Origin of the sequence: Brevibacillus parabrevis (genome assembly GCF_022701015.1) — a bacterium.
Classification (GTDB): Bacteria; Bacillota; Bacilli; order Brevibacillales; family Brevibacillaceae; genus Brevibacillus; species Brevibacillus parabrevis.
Genome location: NZ_CP064090.1, coordinates 4,324,433 through 4,341,797 on the forward strand (window position 1 = coordinate 4,324,433; position 17,365 = coordinate 4,341,797).

General features: G+C 52.8%; 19 protein-coding genes and 3 tRNA genes. 3 read left to right on the plus strand and 19 right to left on the minus strand.

The genetic code is table 11. From position 1 onward, the window contains the following. Positions 1–28: 28 nt before the first annotated feature. A complete protein-coding gene (locus IRJ17_RS19570) occupies positions 29–616 on the minus strand; it encodes a TetR/AcrR family transcriptional regulator (RefSeq protein WP_173595872.1) in 588 nt (195 codons plus the stop codon). Between the two features lie 219 nt (positions 617–835). Continuing rightward, entirely contained in the window at positions 836–1,291 is a 456-nt protein-coding gene (locus IRJ17_RS19575) for a hypothetical protein (protein WP_173598827.1), read from the minus strand. 218 nt (positions 1,292–1,509) lie between these two features. Between IRJ17_RS19575 and IRJ17_RS19580 the strand changes: the two genes are divergently transcribed. Both IRJ17_RS19580 and IRJ17_RS19585 read left to right on the plus strand, forming a co-directional pair. After that, positions 1,510–2,172 (plus strand): hypothetical protein, encoded by a 663-nt coding sequence (locus tag IRJ17_RS19580; RefSeq protein ID WP_122963460.1) that lies wholly within the window; start codon positions 1,510–1,512, stop codon positions 2,170–2,172. 208 nt (positions 2,173–2,380) lie between these two features. After that, positions 2,381–2,833, plus strand: coding sequence for a hypothetical protein (locus IRJ17_RS19585; RefSeq protein ID WP_242771642.1), 453 nt, complete (start codon positions 2,381–2,383; stop codon positions 2,831–2,833). Between the two features lie 397 nt (positions 2,834–3,230). Here IRJ17_RS19585 and IRJ17_RS19590 read toward each other — a convergent pair whose 3' ends face one another. From IRJ17_RS19590 to IRJ17_RS19605, 4 genes are all read right to left on the minus strand, one after another. Beyond that, a complete protein-coding gene (locus tag IRJ17_RS19590) occupies positions 3,231–3,818 on the minus strand; it encodes an imm11 family protein (RefSeq protein WP_242771643.1) in 588 nt (195 codons plus the stop codon). 196 nt (positions 3,819–4,014) lie between these two features. Next, a tRNA-Leu gene (locus IRJ17_RS19595) sits at positions 4,015–4,098 on the minus strand. A gap of 11 nt (positions 4,099–4,109) precedes the next feature. Next, positions 4,110–4,185 (minus strand) — tRNA-Thr (locus tag IRJ17_RS19600). Between the two features lie 42 nt (positions 4,186–4,227). Further along, positions 4,228–4,304 (minus strand) — tRNA-Asp (locus tag IRJ17_RS19605). Positions 4,305–4,488: 184 nt separating this feature from the next. Between IRJ17_RS19605 and IRJ17_RS19610 the strand changes: the two genes are divergently transcribed. Then, positions 4,489–5,397: a C40 family peptidase gene (locus tag IRJ17_RS19610; RefSeq protein ID WP_242771645.1), complete on the plus strand. Its 909-nt coding sequence runs from the start codon at positions 4,489–4,491 to the stop codon at positions 5,395–5,397. A gap of 63 nt (positions 5,398–5,460) precedes the next feature. On the opposite strand, the gene IRJ17_RS19615 is transcribed toward IRJ17_RS19610, so the two are convergent. The 13 genes from IRJ17_RS19615 to IRJ17_RS19675 all read right to left on the minus strand — a co-directional run bounded on the left by IRJ17_RS19615 (position 5,461) and on the right by IRJ17_RS19675 (position 17,219). Continuing rightward, positions 5,461–5,703, minus strand: coding sequence for a hypothetical protein (locus IRJ17_RS19615; protein WP_063227052.1), 243 nt, complete (start codon positions 5,701–5,703; stop codon positions 5,461–5,463). 98 nt (positions 5,704–5,801) lie between these two features. Then, entirely contained in the window at positions 5,802–7,583 is a 1,782-nt protein-coding gene (locus IRJ17_RS19620; protein WP_122963464.1) for a M3 family oligoendopeptidase, read from the minus strand. Positions 7,584–7,711: 128 nt separating this feature from the next. After that, positions 7,712–8,929: a M20 family metallopeptidase gene (locus IRJ17_RS19625; RefSeq protein WP_122963465.1), complete on the minus strand. Its 1,218-nt coding sequence runs from the start codon at positions 8,927–8,929 to the stop codon at positions 7,712–7,714. A 58-nt stretch (positions 8,930–8,987) separates the two neighbouring features. Beyond that, a complete protein-coding gene (locus tag IRJ17_RS19630; protein WP_242771647.1) occupies positions 8,988–9,947 on the minus strand; it encodes a P1 family peptidase in 960 nt (319 codons plus the stop codon). Between the two features lie 3 nt (positions 9,948–9,950). Further along, positions 9,951–10,508, minus strand: a complete 558-nt coding sequence (locus IRJ17_RS19635; RefSeq protein WP_122963467.1) for an ECF transporter S component — start codon at positions 10,506–10,508, stop codon at positions 9,951–9,953. A gap of 61 nt (positions 10,509–10,569) precedes the next feature. Beyond that, positions 10,570–11,406 (minus strand): energy-coupling factor transporter transmembrane component T family protein, encoded by an 837-nt coding sequence (locus IRJ17_RS19640; RefSeq protein ID WP_173595865.1) that lies wholly within the window; start codon positions 11,404–11,406, stop codon positions 10,570–10,572. Positions 11,407–11,418: 12 nt separating this feature from the next. Next, on the minus strand, positions 11,419–12,279 hold the full coding sequence (locus tag IRJ17_RS19645; RefSeq protein WP_122963469.1) for an energy-coupling factor transporter ATPase: 861 nt from the start codon (positions 12,277–12,279) through the stop codon (positions 11,419–11,421). Continuing rightward, the gene (locus tag IRJ17_RS19650; RefSeq protein WP_242771649.1) at positions 12,276–13,145 is read right to left on the minus strand and encodes an energy-coupling factor transporter ATPase; all 870 of its coding nucleotides are present in this window, start codon (positions 13,143–13,145) and stop codon (positions 12,276–12,278) included. Before IRJ17_RS19650 ends, IRJ17_RS19645 begins: the two co-directional genes overlap by 4 nt. A gap of 158 nt (positions 13,146–13,303) precedes the next feature. Next, the gene (locus IRJ17_RS19655; protein WP_122963471.1) at positions 13,304–14,605 is read right to left on the minus strand and encodes a sigma-54 interaction domain-containing protein; all 1,302 of its coding nucleotides are present in this window, start codon (positions 14,603–14,605) and stop codon (positions 13,304–13,306) included. Beyond that, positions 14,602–14,847 carry an LPXTG cell wall anchor domain-containing protein gene (locus IRJ17_RS19660; protein WP_242771651.1) on the minus strand — a complete coding sequence of 82 codons (246 nt, stop codon included), beginning with the start codon at positions 14,845–14,847 and terminating at the stop codon, positions 14,602–14,604. The genes IRJ17_RS19655 and IRJ17_RS19660 overlap by 4 nt, the downstream gene beginning before the upstream one ends. A gap of 110 nt (positions 14,848–14,957) precedes the next feature. Next, entirely contained in the window at positions 14,958–15,629 is a 672-nt protein-coding gene (locus IRJ17_RS19665) for a GNAT family N-acetyltransferase (RefSeq protein ID WP_242771654.1), read from the minus strand. A gap of 37 nt (positions 15,630–15,666) precedes the next feature. After that, entirely contained in the window at positions 15,667–16,335 is a 669-nt protein-coding gene (locus tag IRJ17_RS19670; RefSeq protein ID WP_173595861.1) for a GNAT family N-acetyltransferase, read from the minus strand. Between the two features lie 26 nt (positions 16,336–16,361). After that, positions 16,362–17,219: a carbon-nitrogen hydrolase family protein gene (locus tag IRJ17_RS19675; RefSeq protein WP_173595860.1), complete on the minus strand. Its 858-nt coding sequence runs from the start codon at positions 17,217–17,219 to the stop codon at positions 16,362–16,364. Between the last annotated feature and the right edge of the window lie 146 nt (positions 17,220–17,365).

Consider the following 17,365-nt stretch of genomic DNA (forward strand, 5'->3'; position numbering starts at 1 on the left):
CTATTCGATTAGCTGAAACTGGGCAGACTCACTCTTCCCGCCCGTCGCTGCCCGGAACAATTCCTCGCCATAGCAAGGAAAAGGTCGTATTTGTCACATGGAGAAAATAATCCGGATTTTCGAAAATGAGCTTGGCCGTCGCCCCTTCGTAAATGGTATGCACAGCCAAAGCGCTCGCCTTGGCGTCGGCCTGAATAGTCGAATCTCTCCGGAAAGCAAGCTCCAACAAATGAAGCAAGTGATACGAGTACAATTCATACATCGTAATGAACAGCTCCCGCAATTGCTCCGGAGGCATGAAAGCCATCAGAAACATCAGCTTGACATTTTGATTGTCCAGATAGCGGTCTTTCATTTCGATCACAAACCGATCAAGCAGCGGGCGCATCGGCTCCCCCTTGTGCTCATCGAAGAAAGAGGTCAGAAAAGCCATCTCCTGCTTGGTCGCTTCCTCGTGAATCTCTATGACAAGCTCTTTTTTGCTGGCAAAATGCGCGTACATCGACTGCTTCTTAATCCCGACCGCATCGGCAATATCCGCAAGCTTCGTTCCCTCGAACCCGTACTGCAGAAGATGACTGACCGCGACTTTTTTAATCTCTTCTCTTCGGCTCACAAACGTCCCACCTTTCGAATGACTTCTCTCAATACCTGACCACAGTCAGTTTTTGGAACAAAAACATAATACCATGCGAAAATGTAAGCAGCAACAAAAAACTGACCGTAGTCAGTTTGAGGTTATTACTCTTTTTGTTGTACGAATCATCTGACCATTTTGCTGAGCTTGCTGTCTTCCCATCATGAAGATCCGCTCTATCGTAAAAATCCTTCGTCTCTAGCCTTGCTTGTTGATGAGAAAATCCAGCCACCAGCCATCTTGCGGATGCAGGAAAGCAGGGCTATTGCCGACGTTTACAGCCGAAATCACAAGCTCCACTGCTCGCGCTTCCTCCGATTCAACAAACAGCACTTTGTTCGGTCCCGGAAAATCCTGTTTGCTGGACGTTGACTGAAAAAAGGCTTGCGCTCCCCGCACTTGCACTCTCAGTCGTATACTCCGGTTTTGGAAATGAAAACGTGCAGCGTTCAGCACGAGAAAAGCCGAAGAAATGATCCCGACTGTGATCACTTGAATGTTCCTTCGTTGCTTCGGGGCGATTTGAAAGGACTTGGCCCCACCTACATTGCCGCTCAAGGAGAATCTTTCAAGACGAATCACTCGCGCACGGATTCTCTTAGGTTTATGCTTCAGTTTCAGTTTCTTGACAGGGGAAGATTTTTTTACTGCCATCGCTTGTCACCTCCTCTATCAACAAATGCTGGAAACAAAAAGTCGGCAACGGACAAGTGTACCCTGGAACAAAAATAGCTTCCTGCCCATCGATCATCTCGCTCCTTTTCTTTCCTTTGCCCCGCGAATGGGGAACAGACCAATTACGATTCATTCGTTTTTTTGTCCAATCCTCCATCTGCATTTTCGAATAGATTATCGCATGGAGGTGAAATAAATTGAGCAAAGACAAACTAAAGGTAAAATATACTGATAGCTCTTTAAAGGAACCTTTATCCAACGAAGAGTATAGACAGACTTACGCGGATATGAATGATTTAAATGAAGCAGCAAGCGCGTTTTTTCGAATCCCTGTTTTTTTTAGCCACCAAAACCTGTTTACTCTTGGACCGTCGCAGCCACCGTTATCACCGGAGCAAAAATTCATCATTCGGATGTTTAAGGAAATCAAAAAAGTTCTGCTTTTTCCTAGGACGATACCGAACACCGACCAATATCCGAATACAACCTTGGAAAATATCCGGACGATGATCAACTCCAGTTACGGTGCGGCAGCTGCTTTATTAAAGCCAACAAGTGCAACAGGTCAAGGAGAACCTTATACCCCCTTCTTGCAGATTGAACCTTCCATGGCACTGCAATACGGGCTCCCTTTGCTCCTTGTGAAACAAGATACGATTTCAGCAGGAGGAATTTGGGGTGATGCCGGTCCGCTTGCTCCCTACACGCCACTGACCTGGCACTCTTCAACCGGTGTAACCGTGAATGAGTTTTTTGATAGTGTTCAGTGGAAGGAGGCTTTGCAAAACTGGGCAGGGCAAGTGCGCAGCGGTTACTTTATTCAAACAGGCCCTGAATTTAAATATACTTGCCGTAACTAAATGAAAGATTGCAGGGGACTACAAATGGCGGTTACATTCCCCGTTACAAGTCCCCCTATTTAAACTTGCCTGCCTATTGTTGAATTTTCCGTAACAGGATCAGGTCTGTTGCCCCACCCTTTGACGTGTATTGGATACTAGAAAGGAAGCGATCCAAACGATGGCAAATCCAAACCTCAATCTGAAAAAAGGAGAATGCGTCGGAGTCGTGTACAAACAAGCGGGCGTTTGGAAAGTGCATGACGGAGTTTTGACTGCACCGATTGCGGATGGCAACAAGCCGCCGAATACCGTTACAATCATTCATTTCGTCGTGAATCAAAAGACTGGCAAACTCGTACGGCAAACACGCAAATTGCAAAATGTGAACCAGGTGCTGCGGACCATCAATAACCCGACGTTCGCCTTAAAATGTCCCTCTACTACCAATCCGAATCTGCGTGTAGGCGATTGTGTCGTTGTCAAAATAAATAAAGTGAACACGCCATCAGGCTTGGATGCCAAAAATGGTCTATTAGTCTGTTCTCTACAAAACCGCCTCGCCCCAAAAGGGAGAGTTTGGATTAATCATTGGAAGATCATCACAAAAACTCGACCTCGCGTTTTCCTGGAAACCAAACAATATCCGAACGCGCTTTTTGTGCGAAAAGTAATAGTCTAGGCACACAACGCTTCGATCCGTGACACTGGCAAGCAAATTCAATGGTTTGCAATGATCAAGTTGTACATCATTATTGTTAATTACGTACAACACTTATGTTCATACACACGATACGCAAAGTTGTGAATTGAAAAAGATCCCGGCCAAATGACAAACTTTGGCCGGGATCTTTCCATTTTAAAAACGATAAGCACGTTGAATTTTTCAAACATACAGGTCATGAGCGGTCACATCCACTTTCAGGAAAACGCCGAGACGTTTTTCACAGAAAAAAGCCCGTAGTCACCTGTTGGTAACGTACGACATTGACCTCATACCAAGCAACGTCGAGCTGTCCGTCTCAGAAATTAACCTGCGGGATGAAGAAACGTCTGTAACGCATGCGGATGACCCGGTTTTATTTGATGACAAGCTCTTCCAGGTGCACCTTCAAGCGCTCGTTTAACATCGACTTGGCAAGCGTCTCCGACACGATCGGGTCAACCAGAACAACGTTCTTGAGAAAAAAGAAATCGGCGTCTGCCGCGCACTTCTCATCAATAACTACGGACCGGACTCCCTTGACTAAGAAGCTATCGGGATGCTCGCCCTGCGCCAGCCGCTCCAGAGCCAGGGCCTTGCCCGCGTATTCCGACTGCTGATAGTCAAAGCAGGACAAGCGTTGCTCTGCATGAACGAGAAAATATGTTTTCTCGGTATTTTTGCCGTTGAAGTAGCGCGTATCTGCTTGTATGATCTGTACGTCACATTTATGAAGCTTCAAGAGCGCAGCCAATTCAGCCGATGCAAAAAAAGCCCCTGAGGTCGTCAGAAAAAAGTCTACGCTCAGCTTCCGAACTGACGTATCCATCGTAACCGAAACAGTTCGTCCCTCTATACTGCATGCCCCGACTTGGTAGTATGCTTCCAGCGGAGGGTCAAATACGACATCGCCATCGATGTAGCCGCCGTCCGGATAGGTATGTCCGAGCAGAAAATATTTCATCCCTTCCCCCCCTCATAGAATAAGCCAGCATGTCTATTTTAACTCTAATTGCTCATAGGTTCACCAGTATTCTCCAAAGGAGTACAGGCAGCAACGGAATCGCCGAGGAATCTAGCCCGAGCGGTGACGATAAATAAAAGACCCTTAAATTACGAAACTAAGCAATTTAAGGGTCTTTTATTATGTTCGCAGTTGATGCGGTCGAGAGGACTTGAACCTCCACGGTGTTGCCACCACTAGAACCTGAATCTAGCGCGTCTGCCAATTCCGCCACGACCGCATATGAAAAAATGGTGCCGGCAATAGGACTTGAACCCACAACCCCCTGATTACAAGTCAGGTGCTCTACCAATTGAGCTATACCGGCATGTTTGCTAATTTGCTTTTCGCCGTGCTTCTCGTAAAAGAATGGCGGAGCTGACGGGACTCGAACCCGCGACCTCCGGTGTGACAGACCGGCGTGAACTCCAACTTCACCACAGCTCCATGTGGTTTTTCCATTTTTTGCTCACTCTCGTGGGCACTCTTGTAATATAGCATGTTCCCTATCAATTATGCAATAGTTTTTGAAATCTTTTTTAAAACATCATTTTTTATAGATTTACCATTGAAAATCCGCTAGAATTTTATCTAGATATGCAGAAAATAGTAGATTGGTGGAGACGATGATATGAAACTTCCTTCGAAGCTACTCACCTCCCTCGCCCTCTTCACTCTGCTGCCTACTGCTGCCCACGCCGCCTCAGGAGTGTATGTGGTATCAGCAGGTGATACGTTGAGTAAAATCGCCCGCGAGCACCAGACTACCGTGAGCCAGCTCATGCAAGTCAACCAACTGCAAAGCGACCAGCTGTCGATTGGTCAGACGTTGTCTTTGCCTGATGGCAGTCTGTCGACAAGTGGTGACTCCGACGCTCCTCATGATGTCGTAACCGCGCCTTCCGACTTCGCGCAGGAAGAACCAGCAGAATTGACCGCTGGCGAAAAGGCTCGTGTGACGGTTGACGTTCTCAATGTTCGCAAAAAAGCGTCCACCGATGCAAAAGTATTAGGCAAGCTCAAATTTGGTGATGTAGTTGAGGTCGTCCAAACTGGCAGTGAATGGACAAAAATCGAATTTGAAGATGATGAAGCGTACGTCTTCACCTCTTACCTGAGTCCAAAGCTCACTCCGGATGTTACTTTTTCTGGTGACGTTGATTCCGCCAGCCTGAAGCATCTGGAAACGATTTTTGAACCTTTGCTGAAAACTCCGTACGTGCTTGGCGGGACCACGCCGGACGGATTTGATTGCAGCGGCTTTACTTCTTACGTTTTTAACCGCCTTGGGGTTACACTTCCTCGCACATCCGAAGAACAATTCCGCGGCGGGACATCAATTCCGCTGGATCAAGCCCAGCCGGGCGATCTGCTCTTCTATGATGCGCTTGGAAAAGGACGCGTTTCCCACGTAGCGATTTATTTAGGGAACGGAACGATCGTCCACGCAAACGGGGATGACGTTCGCTACGGAAAAGTGGAATACATGCACAAGCTGTATCCATTTTACGGCGTCAAGCGCTACATCGATCTGCAATAAGGAATCCACGCATACAGCCCACACCTGTCATCAGGTTGTGGGCTGTTCGCATGTTGGATCGGCTCAGTGAATTTCGGTGTTATGTCCTGCCTGGGGCGGCTGTTGGTTCGCCCCGATTTCGATCTTGCCCAGAGCTTGCTTCATTTTGTCGAGCTGAAGCTGGTAATCGCGCACCACTACGGTGAGAACGCTGACCGATTCCTTGAAATCCGGTTCGCTGCTGACCCTGTCGATGGCTCTATGTAGATGCAGCATTTTGTTCTCTGTTTCCCGTAGTAGGTCGAGTAACTGCAATCCGTTTACCACGTGATCACCTCATTTGTTTTTTCTTACTTTCTCCCTGTCAGCAAGTTGCTATGCGCACAAAAAAAGCCCGATGCTCAGATCGGGCTTTTTCCTGCAGGCTAGGCGCGCGCAGCCGCCAGCTCCACAAACGTATCGATATCTTTGGCAATCAGGGCGAGCGAGTTGCGCCAGAAGTCAACGGAGCGAACATCTACGTCCATAATCGCAGCGACGTCGGCGATGCTCATTTTTCCGGTCACGGACAACAGCTCGTCATATTGCTGCACAAACGCTTCACCGCGCTTCACATACTCGGCGTACAGTCCTTTGGCAAACAGCAGGCCAAATGCGTACGGGAAGTTGTAGAAGTTGAAATCGGCGCTGTAGTAGTGCGGTTTGCACACCCACATGTACGGATGCAGCACGGAAGAATCCAGCCCTGCTCCATATGCGTCTTTTTGCGCTTGCAGCATCAGTTCCTTCAACTCGCCAACCGACAGGGAGCCTTCGGAACGGCGGGCAAACACCGCGCTTTCAAACAAGTAACGGCTGTAAATATCGACGATGACCTGGCTTGCACCGGAGATGTCATTTTCCAAAATCGAAAAGGCTTCTTCCGGGGTTGCCTGAGCCAACGCCGCTTTGGCGATGATCGTCTCGCACAAAATCGACGCGGTTTCCGCGATCGGCATCGGGTAGTCGCTGTTGTAAAACGCTTCCTGCACCAGACATTCTCCGTGATAGCCGTGGCCCAGCTCGTGCGCCAATGTGCTCACGTCGTTGTAGCTGCCCGTGTAGTTTGCCATGATCCGGCTTTCCCCTACCATGTGCAAGTTGTAGCAAAATGCTCCGCCGCGCTTGCCTTCGCGAGTCTCGGCGTCAATCCACTGGTTGTCGAACGCGCGGGCAGCATAATTCGCCAGTTTTTCGCTAAAGCTACCAAAGTGCTTCACGATGAAATCACGCGCTTCCTGATACGTAAAGCGCATGTCCGCTTCGCCAACCGGAGCGAACAAATCGTAGAACGGCAGACCGTTCTCATGGCCGAGCAGCTTCGCTTTGGCCTGGAAGTATTTTGTAAAAGCTGGCAAGCTTTCCTTCATTGCGGTCAGCATCGCGTCGAGTGTCGCCTTGTCCATGCGCGAGTCGAGCAGCGTTTTTTCCAGAGGCGATTCATAGCCGCGCAGCTTCGCTACCGTAATGACTTCGCCCTTGATCCCATTCAGGCTCGCCGCAGACGATTCCTCGATCTTCTTGTAGGCTGCCAGTTCAGCCTCGTAAGCCGTTTTGCGCAGAGCGGCATCTTTTTCATGCGCCATGTTGCGAACGACAGGCAACGGCAATTGCTTCGCCTCTCCGTCGATGGTAATGTCGACCAAAAGCGTCGACGTCAGCATTTCTTGCAGCTTCGTCCAGGCATTGGAACCTGTGTTTTTCATTTTGGCCAAAATGATTTCTTCTTTTTCGCTGAGCATGTACTTGCTCTTCTCGGACAGTTCCGTCAGCATGTAGCGATGGGTTTCCAGCAGGTCGGACTGGCTGATCAGCTCGCTCAGATTGTCCAGTTGGCCGAGCCATTTCTGGAACAGGACGCCCGGCTCCACCAGTTCAACAGACTGATCCTGGATTTTCTCGATGAATTGCAGCGCTTTTTCATTTTTGGCGTCAACGCTCGCGGTCAGTTCGCCATAAGCGTACAAGCGATATTGCGTCTGCAAAATCGAAGTCATCTTCGCAATGTATGTCTCCATCTTTTGCACAGCGTCATCTGCCGTTTGCAGGCTCGCTTGCGCCCAGCTTTTTACCTCGTCCATCTCCCGGCAAAGTTTCTCCCAGTCTTGCTTGCACTCCGGCGAATCAAACGATGTGTACAACACATCCAAATTCCAGCGCATATTCATAGGCCCGGCCTCCTCTTGCGTATGTATCAGTCTCTATTGTAAAAAAATTTGGATAGATTAAGCAAGTTTTTATCAAATTGCAACGCGAAAAAGACTTTGCCACACGCTTTGGCAAAGTCAGCTTTTTCTCACGCACGGACAGGCTGTGTCAAGAAGGTCAAGGCAGACAAGGCAAACAGCTGAGTCGATTCCACCAACTCATCAATGTCCACGTACTCATCGGCATGATGCGGAATGTGGCGATCGCCCGCTCCGGTCGTCAAGATCGGGATTCCGGCCTTGTGCAAAAAGGTTCCGTCCGTCGCTCCCGGCACTCCGTTGTAAATCGGTGCCTTTCCGGTGATCTCGCGGTAGGCGCTGGCAACGGACGTGACGACTTCCGCTTCCATCGCGGTCAACGTCCACGGACGCTCCTCGATGACTTCCAGTGTCGCCTTGAATTTGTCGTCCTCTCTGGCCAACGCTTGCAAAATCGCTTGCATCTCTTCGTGGAGCCGTTCATGCTCTTGTCCGGGAACAGTCCGAATATCCAGCGTCGTCATGCACTGATCGGGCACGACGTTGATTTGCGCATCGCCTTTGACCGGCGCCTGAACAATCGTTGGCGTAATGCTCGGCCAGCCAAGCATCGGGTGCTCGCCCAGTCTCGCCATCTCCCGGCGCTCCAGCTCTTCCAGGGCCACGATGGCTCGGGCCATCCGCGTATTGGGATTGATCCCTGTCAGCGGCATCGCGCCGTGCGCCATTTTGCCATATGTACGCAAGATCGCCCGCATCGCTCCTTTTTGGGTGATGCACAGCTGGTTTTCTTCCGGCTCGCAGATGATGGCGGCATCGACGCCTTTTGCCCAGCCCCTTTTGATAAAGTCCTTGATCCCGATCATCATGCCTTCTTCATCGCACGGGATACACAACAAAATTTTGCCCGCAAACGCTTCTTTGGAACGCTGAATGGCCTTGACCGCGCAAATCGCGGCGGCGAGGTTTCCTTTTGTATCGCACGCGCCCCGTCCGTAAATCCGCCCGCCGGAAATAGCCGCACCGAACGGATCGTAGCTCCAGGCATCGCGATCGCCCTCTGTCACGACGTCTGTGTGTGCTTCGAACAGCAACGTTTTCCCCGGTCTGCCCGAGTCGTAAAAAGCGATGACATTCGGACGTCCTGGAACGACTTCTTCGTAAAAGACTTGCAGCCCCATCTTGCGCAGGTAATCGGCCACAAACAAAGCGACCCGCTCCTCGTTTGCCCCCGCCTGCTCCGGGCGAAACACGCTCGGAATCCGCACCAGCTCCTGCGTCAAGCGCACAACCTCTTGCTCGTCTACAAAGGATATTACCTGATTCATCAGACCGTCTCCTCCCCTGCGTCCCTATGCGTGATCAATAGGCTGTTTTCTGTTTTCGTCAGTTGTGAAAGCTGCTGTAGGCCGGAAGACCGCCCGCTTCTTTCGCCGCCTTGACCGCGTTCACGACAGCCGCAGCCAGCACATCTGCCGACAAGGTTCCCACTACATCTACCGCAGCTTCCATCTCTCCTGTCGCGACGGAAAAAATCGTGTCGCCATCGTACATCGTATGGATCGGCCGAATGGTGCGGGCAAGCCCGTCGTGCGCCATTTGCGCGACTTTTTGCGCCTCGGCCTTGGTCAGCTTCGCATTGCTGGCGACGACGGCAATCGTCGTGTTCGTGCTTGGGGGAATCGGGGAAAAAGCGTGTTGGAGCATCATGTCCACGCTGTCGCGAATCTCGCGGTGCTCATCCAAAGGGCCTGCGAGAATCTCGCCCGTCTTTGGCTCCATCACATGCCCGACCGCGTTGACTGCGACGAGCGCACCGATGACCAGACCGTTTGGCAAAGTGAGCGAAGCACTGCCCAGACCGCTTTTCATCGCGTTGGCAAACCCGTTCAGCTTGCCCACCGAAGCGCCTGTACCCGCGCCGACATTTCCTTCGCTGACCGCTTCCGAAGTCGCCGCCGCTGCCGCCTGATAGCCCATGTGGCGATCCGGCCGCACCCGATGATCCCCGACGGCAAGATCAAACAAAACCGCAGCAGGCACGATGGGAACAACCCCGTAGCCAACATCCAGACCGATGCCTTTTTCTTCCAAATACTGCATGACCCCTGTGGCGGCATCGAGGCCATACGCGCTGCCACCGGAAAGGCAGATGGCATGCACGACGCTCACGAGATTGAGCGGGTCAAGCAAATCCGTCTCGCGGGTGCCCGGGGCAGAACCCCGGACATCCACGCCGCAGACAGACGGCTTGTCGAGCAAAATGACGCTGCAGCCTGTCAATGCTTCTTCGTTTTGGGCGTGCCCGACTTTGACGCCTGGCACGTCGACAATCGTTCCTGTCATTGGCTAAAAATCTCCTGAAATTTTTGATTTTTGTCTCCCGGAGCTTCCAAGCTTTTTCCACGCTGCCACGACCGCCAAGGTGACGATCACGGAAACGACCGCTTCCGGCAAACCGTTCGTAACGGCAACCGTCGCCGCTACCCCGAATGGCATGTAGCCGCGAATTACGGCCAGCCCGAGCACCAGGACGGTGTTCGTCAACGCTCCGATGAATCCGGCTGCGCCAATGGCGAGGTACTGGTTGACATTTTTCAGCCCGACGTAGGTCAAATACGCCGTCACCCCGATAAACAAGCGCGGGAGGATCGCTACCAGCGGATCTTTAAAGAGCGGAACAGTGGCGTTCAGGAAGGAAGAAACTCCAAAAATGAGACCAATGATCATTCCAACGCCCCAGCCCTCCATGATGCCGCCAATGACTGCCGGGATGTGCATGATGGTGGCATTGCCTGCCGCCGTAGGAACAGGAATGTAGCCGAGGCGCGTCACCCCGAGCAAAATCGCAATCGCTCCGAGAACCCCGGCAATGACGATCTTGCGTACGGTCAATCCTTTTTCCATGCGTACTCCTCCTTTTACCTGCGATTGATATGGAACCCTCTGTAGGGAGAACTCCCGAATACTACCACGGTATTCCCAGCATGACGACGGAAATGACTACGCTTGCAACCAACGCCGCATAGTCGATACCTTTTGCCTTGTACTGCGTATAACGCGTCCGGGATGCACCTGGCATATAGCACCTTGCTTCCATCGCCAAAATCAGATCCTCGGCGCGGGACAGCGCGACATTGAATAGCGGAATGATGATCGGGAACATGTCTTTGGTGCGCTGCACGATCCGCCACCACTCGCCTGTGCCGAAGTCTGCGCCGCGCGAAGCCTGCGCTTTCATCATTTTTTCCATTTCCATCGCAAACGTCGGGACGAAGCGAATCGCGATCGTAATGATCAAGGCAAACGCATGGACGGGAAACTTGACTTTTTCCAACGGCCCCAAAAGCCGCTCCATCCCGTGTGTCAGCTCGGTCGTCGAGGTGCTCAGCGTCAGCACGCTGGAGAGGAAAATCACTTCCACGAAGCGCATCGCTGAGACGATGACGAGCCGGATGCTTTCGCTGGAGATCGAGATAATGCCGTACTGGAAGTAGACCGTGCCGCCATTGGCGATCTCGCCGTAAAAAAGCAATTGCATGATGGCCAAAATAATGATGAACGGAATCGCTGGCTTGATGCCGGAAATGCCGTAGTGCAGCGGGATTTTCGATACCTGGAACAGCCACAGGCACACCGCCAGCGCAAACAGGTTGCCGACGTATGTGTTGCAGATGGCAATCGCTACGATCAGGATGGCAAAAGCGCCAAGCTTGAACCGGGGGTCGAGGCGATGCACGACAGAAGCAGTCGGCAAATACTGGCCGATGGTAATATTGCGCGTCAATTCAAATTCCGCAGACATGGGCTCCCCTCCCTAGCGCTGGATTAGCTTCAAAATTTCGCAGGCGGTTTCTTCCGGCAAAAACGCTCCCGGATTGATGTCGTAGCCGCGTTCGCGCAGACGGTACAAAATATCGACCGATTCCGGCGTGCCGATATGATGCTCGCGCAGCAACTCCTGGTTTCCGAAAATTTGCCGCGGCGTTCCTTCGCAGACCGCCTTGCCATTTGCCATCACGTAGACGCGGTCCGCGAGCTGCGATACCTCTTCCATGTTGTGGGAAACAAAAATTACCGTCAGTCCTTCTTCGCGATTCAAGCGTCTGATTCGCCCGAGCAGTTCCAGGCGGGAACGGGGATCGAGACCAGCGGTAGGCTCGTCAAGCACCAGCACTTTTGGCTGCAAAGACAAAACGCCCGCCAGCGCGACCTTGCGCTTTTGACCGCCGCTCAGTGCGTAAGTCGGCCGATCCTTCATTTCCTGGAAGTTCAGGCCAACGAGGTCCATCGCCCATTTCACGCGGTTTTTCACTTCTTCCAGCGGAAGTCCCATTTTAAACGGACCGTAGGCCACATCGTCTCCGACCAGCTTTTCGAACAACTGGTCTTCCGGGTTTTGAAAAACGAGGCCGACTTGTCTGCGCAAGGAACGAATGTCGATTTTCGGCTGGGAAACATCCATGCCGTTCACGATGACTTTCCCTGATTGCGGCCGAATCAAGCCGTTGAAATGCTGGATCAGCGTCGATTTGCCGGAGCCTGTATGACCGATGATCGCCAGGCACTCGCCCGCTTGCACTTGCAGGCTGACTTCATTCAGCGCCACATGCGATAGCGGGGTTCCTTGCATGTACACATGGGACAGCTTTTGCACGTCTACAATCGGCTGTGTCATGACCCGCTCGCCTCCGCCTGTCTGACGTACAGGCGGTCGACCTCCGCCACGACTTCCGCATTGTGGATCAGATCGGGGGCAAACGCTGGCAGCTCCGCATGAACCAGTGCGGCGATCCGGCATGCGTCCGGAACGTCCAGATGAAGCTCGCGCAGCCTGTCCTGATGCGCGAACACTTCTCGCGGCGTTCCTTCCAGCACGATTTGGCCGCCCTCCATCACAACGACCCTGTCCGCCTCCGCCACCTCTGACATGTGGTGTGTGACGGTCACAATCGTCATCCCTTCCCCGTGCAGCTTGCGAACGACTGCCAGGATGTCCTGTCGGCCGTAGCTATCGAGCATGCTCGTCGCTTCATCGAGAACGAGGCATTGCGGCTTCATCGCGAGAATGCCGGCAATGGCGATCCGCTGCTTTTGCCCGCCGGACAGATGATGCGGCGGACGATGGCGAAAAGCGCTTATCCCGACCGCTTCCAGAGCGAAATCGACCCGCTCCTTCATTTCCTCCAAGCCTACCCCGATGTTCTCCAGGCCAAATGCGACATCATCCTCCACAATCGTCGCCACAATCTGATTGTCAGGATGCTGGAACACCATTCCTACGCGGCTGCGCACTTCGTGAATCCGCGCTTTTTCCTTCGTGTTGATGCCATTGACCAGGACATCGCCCTCTTTTGGCGTCAAAATGCCGTTGAGGTGTTTGGACAACGTCGATTTTCCAGACCCATTGTGCCCGATGATCGCCAAATACTCACCGGGATACACTTCGAGAGAGATGTTTTGCAGCACCGGGATTTGCTGGTCCTGACTCACCTGGTAGGCGAACGAGACGTTTTCAACACGTATGATAGGCTCCATAGACATGTGCTTCCCTCCCTTTCCACGGGTGTGCGTATGTATGCTATGCCTAGAAAGTAAGCAACTCCCGTGCCAAGTCTTTATGTTTTAAATTTTCTGTAAATTACACAAATTTTGTTGACTCACCTGTTGCATCCAGCATCATTTCCGTTGCGTTTGCAACATTAGTTCCATTCCTCATACTTCTTCATCTTTCTCCACAGCGTCGTGCGATCCATTCCCAACATCTTCGCTGCTTCTCGCTTGTTTCCTTTTGTCGCTTCCAGAACCTTGCGAATCATCTCTTCCTCATCATCCTGCTGCTGTCTGAGCGCTTGTTTGCGGGCGAGTTTTTTGGACAGAAACTGCGTGTCTTCCAGCCGCAAGTAGTCGCTTTTGCACAACAGCACCATCCGTTCCACGACATTGCGCAGCTCGCGCACATTCCCCGGCCAGTCGTATTGCCCGAGAAAATGGTACACCGCTTCATCGACGCCTTGCAGCCGCCTGTCTCCTCGCTGCGCGATTTCCTCCATGATGGCCTCCATCAAAAGCGGGATGTCCTCGGTGCGTTCGCGCAAAGGCGGCAGCTCCAACGTCAGCACGTTCAGCCGATAGTACAGGTCGGAGCGAAACAGCTTTTCTTCCATCATCTGCTCCAGATTCCGATTCGTTGCGGCAATGATGCGCACATCGACAGGCACGATTCGCTCGCCGCTGACCCGGCGCACCTTTTTTTCCTGAAGGACGCGCAACAGCAATGCCTGAATCGTGATGGACATTTCCCCGATCTCGTCGAGAAACAGCGTGCCTCCGTGGGCCAGCTCAAACAGGCCGGGTTTCCCGCCTTTTCGCGCTCCCGTAAAAGCCCCTTCTTCGTATCCAAACAGCTCGCTCTCCAGCAGATTGCCCGGAAGCGCGGCACAGTTCACCGCGATGAACGGCCCTGTCGCTCGCTGACTGCTCAGATGAATGCCTTGGGCGAACAACTCCTTGCCTGTCCCGGACTCCCCTTGAATCAGCACAGTCGCATCCGTTCTGGCAAACGTTTCGGCCCATTCTTTCGCCTCTTGCATCGCTTTGGAATGCCCGACGATATCTTCCAGGCGGAATTTGGCTTCCAAGCCGCTTTCCATGCTTTGCTTGCGAATGCGCATCTCCATTTTTTGAATGTCCGTAATCTCTTTAAAGGTCGAGACAGCTCCGACAATCTCTCCGTTCACGACAATCGGCAGCCGATTGATAATAATTTGCCGATTCAGCACGGTAGCAATGTCACCGATTTCCTTTTTTCCGGTCGCCAAAATGCGCAACATGTCCGAGTTCGGGATGTAACGGGTTATTTTTTCGCCGACGACATGGGACGGCAACCCGAGTATTTCTGTCGCGTTCTGGTTGACCCAGATGATCGTATAGTCGTGGTCGACTGCGATGATCCCGTCATGAGAAGCATCGAGGATGGCTTGAATGTGAATGTCGCTAATCATTGGCCTGGCGCTCCTTCCTCGGCACGGTCCACGAGAGCAGCCACTTCTGCTGGCGGCCGTCTGGGCCGGCGCTTCGTTTTTCGCTTCTTTTTCCGCAAGACGAACAGGGCGAGCAGCATCAAAGCGAGCATCGCAAGCTGGATGGGCTGAGACATTTTCGCGCTGACCCAGCCGCTCATGAGCAACAGATGGAGCAGGACGGCTATGTAGAGAAGAATGGATGCGAGATTTGGCGCATTCACTCTCTTCCCTCCTCTATGGACAATGTTGGGGGCGGTAGAAGAAAAACTCCCGTGAAGCCACGATGAATAGCCCCACAGGAGTGTCGGTTCTTGCTGTCAGATCGTTTCGTTTAGATCGGCAAAAGCTCCACGCTGTCTTTGCTTTCAAGCTCTGCGACCATGTCCAGCCAAGCTTGCGGCTTTTGCGGGAGGACGGCGTAGTAGCGCTTGAGGAAAGTGACGATCAAATCAGCTTCCAGCGTGGTTTGCTCTTCATTGGTCGGCATGAAGCCAAGGTCCAGTCCTGCGACTGCCTCCCCGTCGTTTTGCCAGGATGGATGGACGTATTGGAAATTGGTGCGCTTGTAGCCGAGATGGGACAGCACTTCGCGGCGAACGAACGGGTCCATCGGCTTGATGCCGCCGAAGCTGTGCTCTTCCACGCGGTACGGGTCGTAAATTTCCGCAAACATGCCGTACAGTTCTTTGCCGTTTTCCGCAGCGAGCGCGAGCAAGTCTTTTTGGCGCTCTCTCGCCAGGAAGCGGCCCACTCCCAGTCCTTCGCGACCGATGATAGTGAAGTCGGTCATGGCGACGTTCATGTCCGGATAATAACGGTATTCGGTAGCGCCTACCACTTCTCCTTCATGAACGGCCACAAACACGCGGATGGACGGGTCTTCGAGCGGTTCTTTCCACAGATCGTAGTCAAGCACTTCCTCCGGCGGGAAAACGTCCTGCATCAAGCGGTGCATGTTGGCGAACAGCGGGTTGTCGATATGTTGAATGCGTACAAATTCCATCGGTTTCGTCCTCCTGAAAAAATGATTCTCTTTTGGCTTATCGTGCCAGAAACGGATTTTTCCATTCCATCAGCACGGCGTAGTTGCGGGATTCCTCGTCTTCCAAATAATCGGCCACGATCTGCACAGGCACGCGCCCGCAGCGCATCAGAAACGTGATGACGGGGTCTTTCACTTCGCCCGAAACCACATGCTCCACGTATTGCTCTGGCGTCCATTGGTTCGCATAGCGTCCGTAGCCCGGCATTCTTCCGCCGCCGAGCAAGCGCGTCAAGCCTTTTTGCACAACCAGCTCATACATCGCCTGCATCATCAGCTGTCCCAGTCCGAGCTTGCGGTGGCTTGGCCGAATGCATATGTCCACGATGTACAAGGTGTCGCCGCCAGGATTGTGGCTCCTGATATAGCCGTCGTCCGTCACGTCCGCCCATTTGTGCTCGGGGTGCGCCGGATCGAACGACACGAGCAGCGCCGTCATTGATCCGGCCAGCACTCCGTCTACCTCAACGCAAATCGCGCCCTCGGGAAACAGCGTGATATGGTTGGTGAGCTGCTCCTGGTTCCACCACAGTTCGGATGGAAACGGCGGCGGGAAGCTCTCCGCCTGAATCTGGATCAGCTCGAAAAAGTCGGAGCGGTTGTAGTTGCGGATCACAGCCTTGCGCGGCTTGTCCCCTTCAAACACATACAGCTCTTTGCGGTACATTGCCATCCTCCTTACGTGCGCTGACGCTAGTTCCAATCGGTGTACAAGTCTGTCCGGCGGTCACGCCAGGTCGTCACGGAGCCTTTTTCCCGCACTTCATACAAAAGCGACAGGTCGAGGTCGGCAGTCACAAGCATGTCGTGGTTGATTTCCCCTTCGGCAAGCACTCCGCGCGGCGGGAACGGCACGTCGTTTGGCGTCAGAATCGCTGCCTGGCCAAAATTGGCGCGCATAAAGTCGACAGTCGGCAGCGAACCGATTGTGCCTGTCAGCACGACGTACACCTGATTTTCGATCGTGCGCGCGTGGCTGGTGTAGCGCACGCGATGGAAGGCGTGGCGGTCGTCTGTGCAGGACGGACAGAAAATGACATCCGCTCCGCGCGCTTTGGCAATCCGCACCCACTCTGGGAACTCGATGTCGTAGCAAATGATCATCGCGACTTTACCTTTGTCGGTTTCAAAAATTTGCAGGGAGTCGCCCGCGCCCATGTTCCAGCCTTTGACCTCCCACGGGGTGATGTGGATTTTCTTTTGCTGGCCGACTCGGCCATCCGGGTAGAACAGAAAAGCCGTGTTGTACAGCTTGCCATTCTCCTCGATGATGTGCGTGCCCCCGATCAGGTGCATGTTGTACTTGGCCGCCAAGGAAGAAAACAGCTGGACGTACCGCTCGGTGAACGAAGGCAGCGCGGTAATCGGCAAAGCGCGTCCCTGCTCATCGCCAATGGACATCAGCTGGGTGGTGAACAGCTCGGGAAACAGCAGAAACTCGGTTTCGTACTCATCGGCGTTGCGAACGTAGTGCTCGACCTGATTCGCAAAATCTGCAAAACTATGTATCGTGTGCAAGTGGTACTGCACAGCGGAAACGCGCATTTTCATTGCATTCTTCCTTCCTGTTTTCTTATCCTTAAAATATATCAAAAACGATCGGCAAAGTCTTCCTTTCCATGCGCCGCAAAGGTTTCGCTTCACGAAAAGTCGCCTGCCAGTGGATCGGCAGGCGATTTTTTATGCGGCCGCGGCGC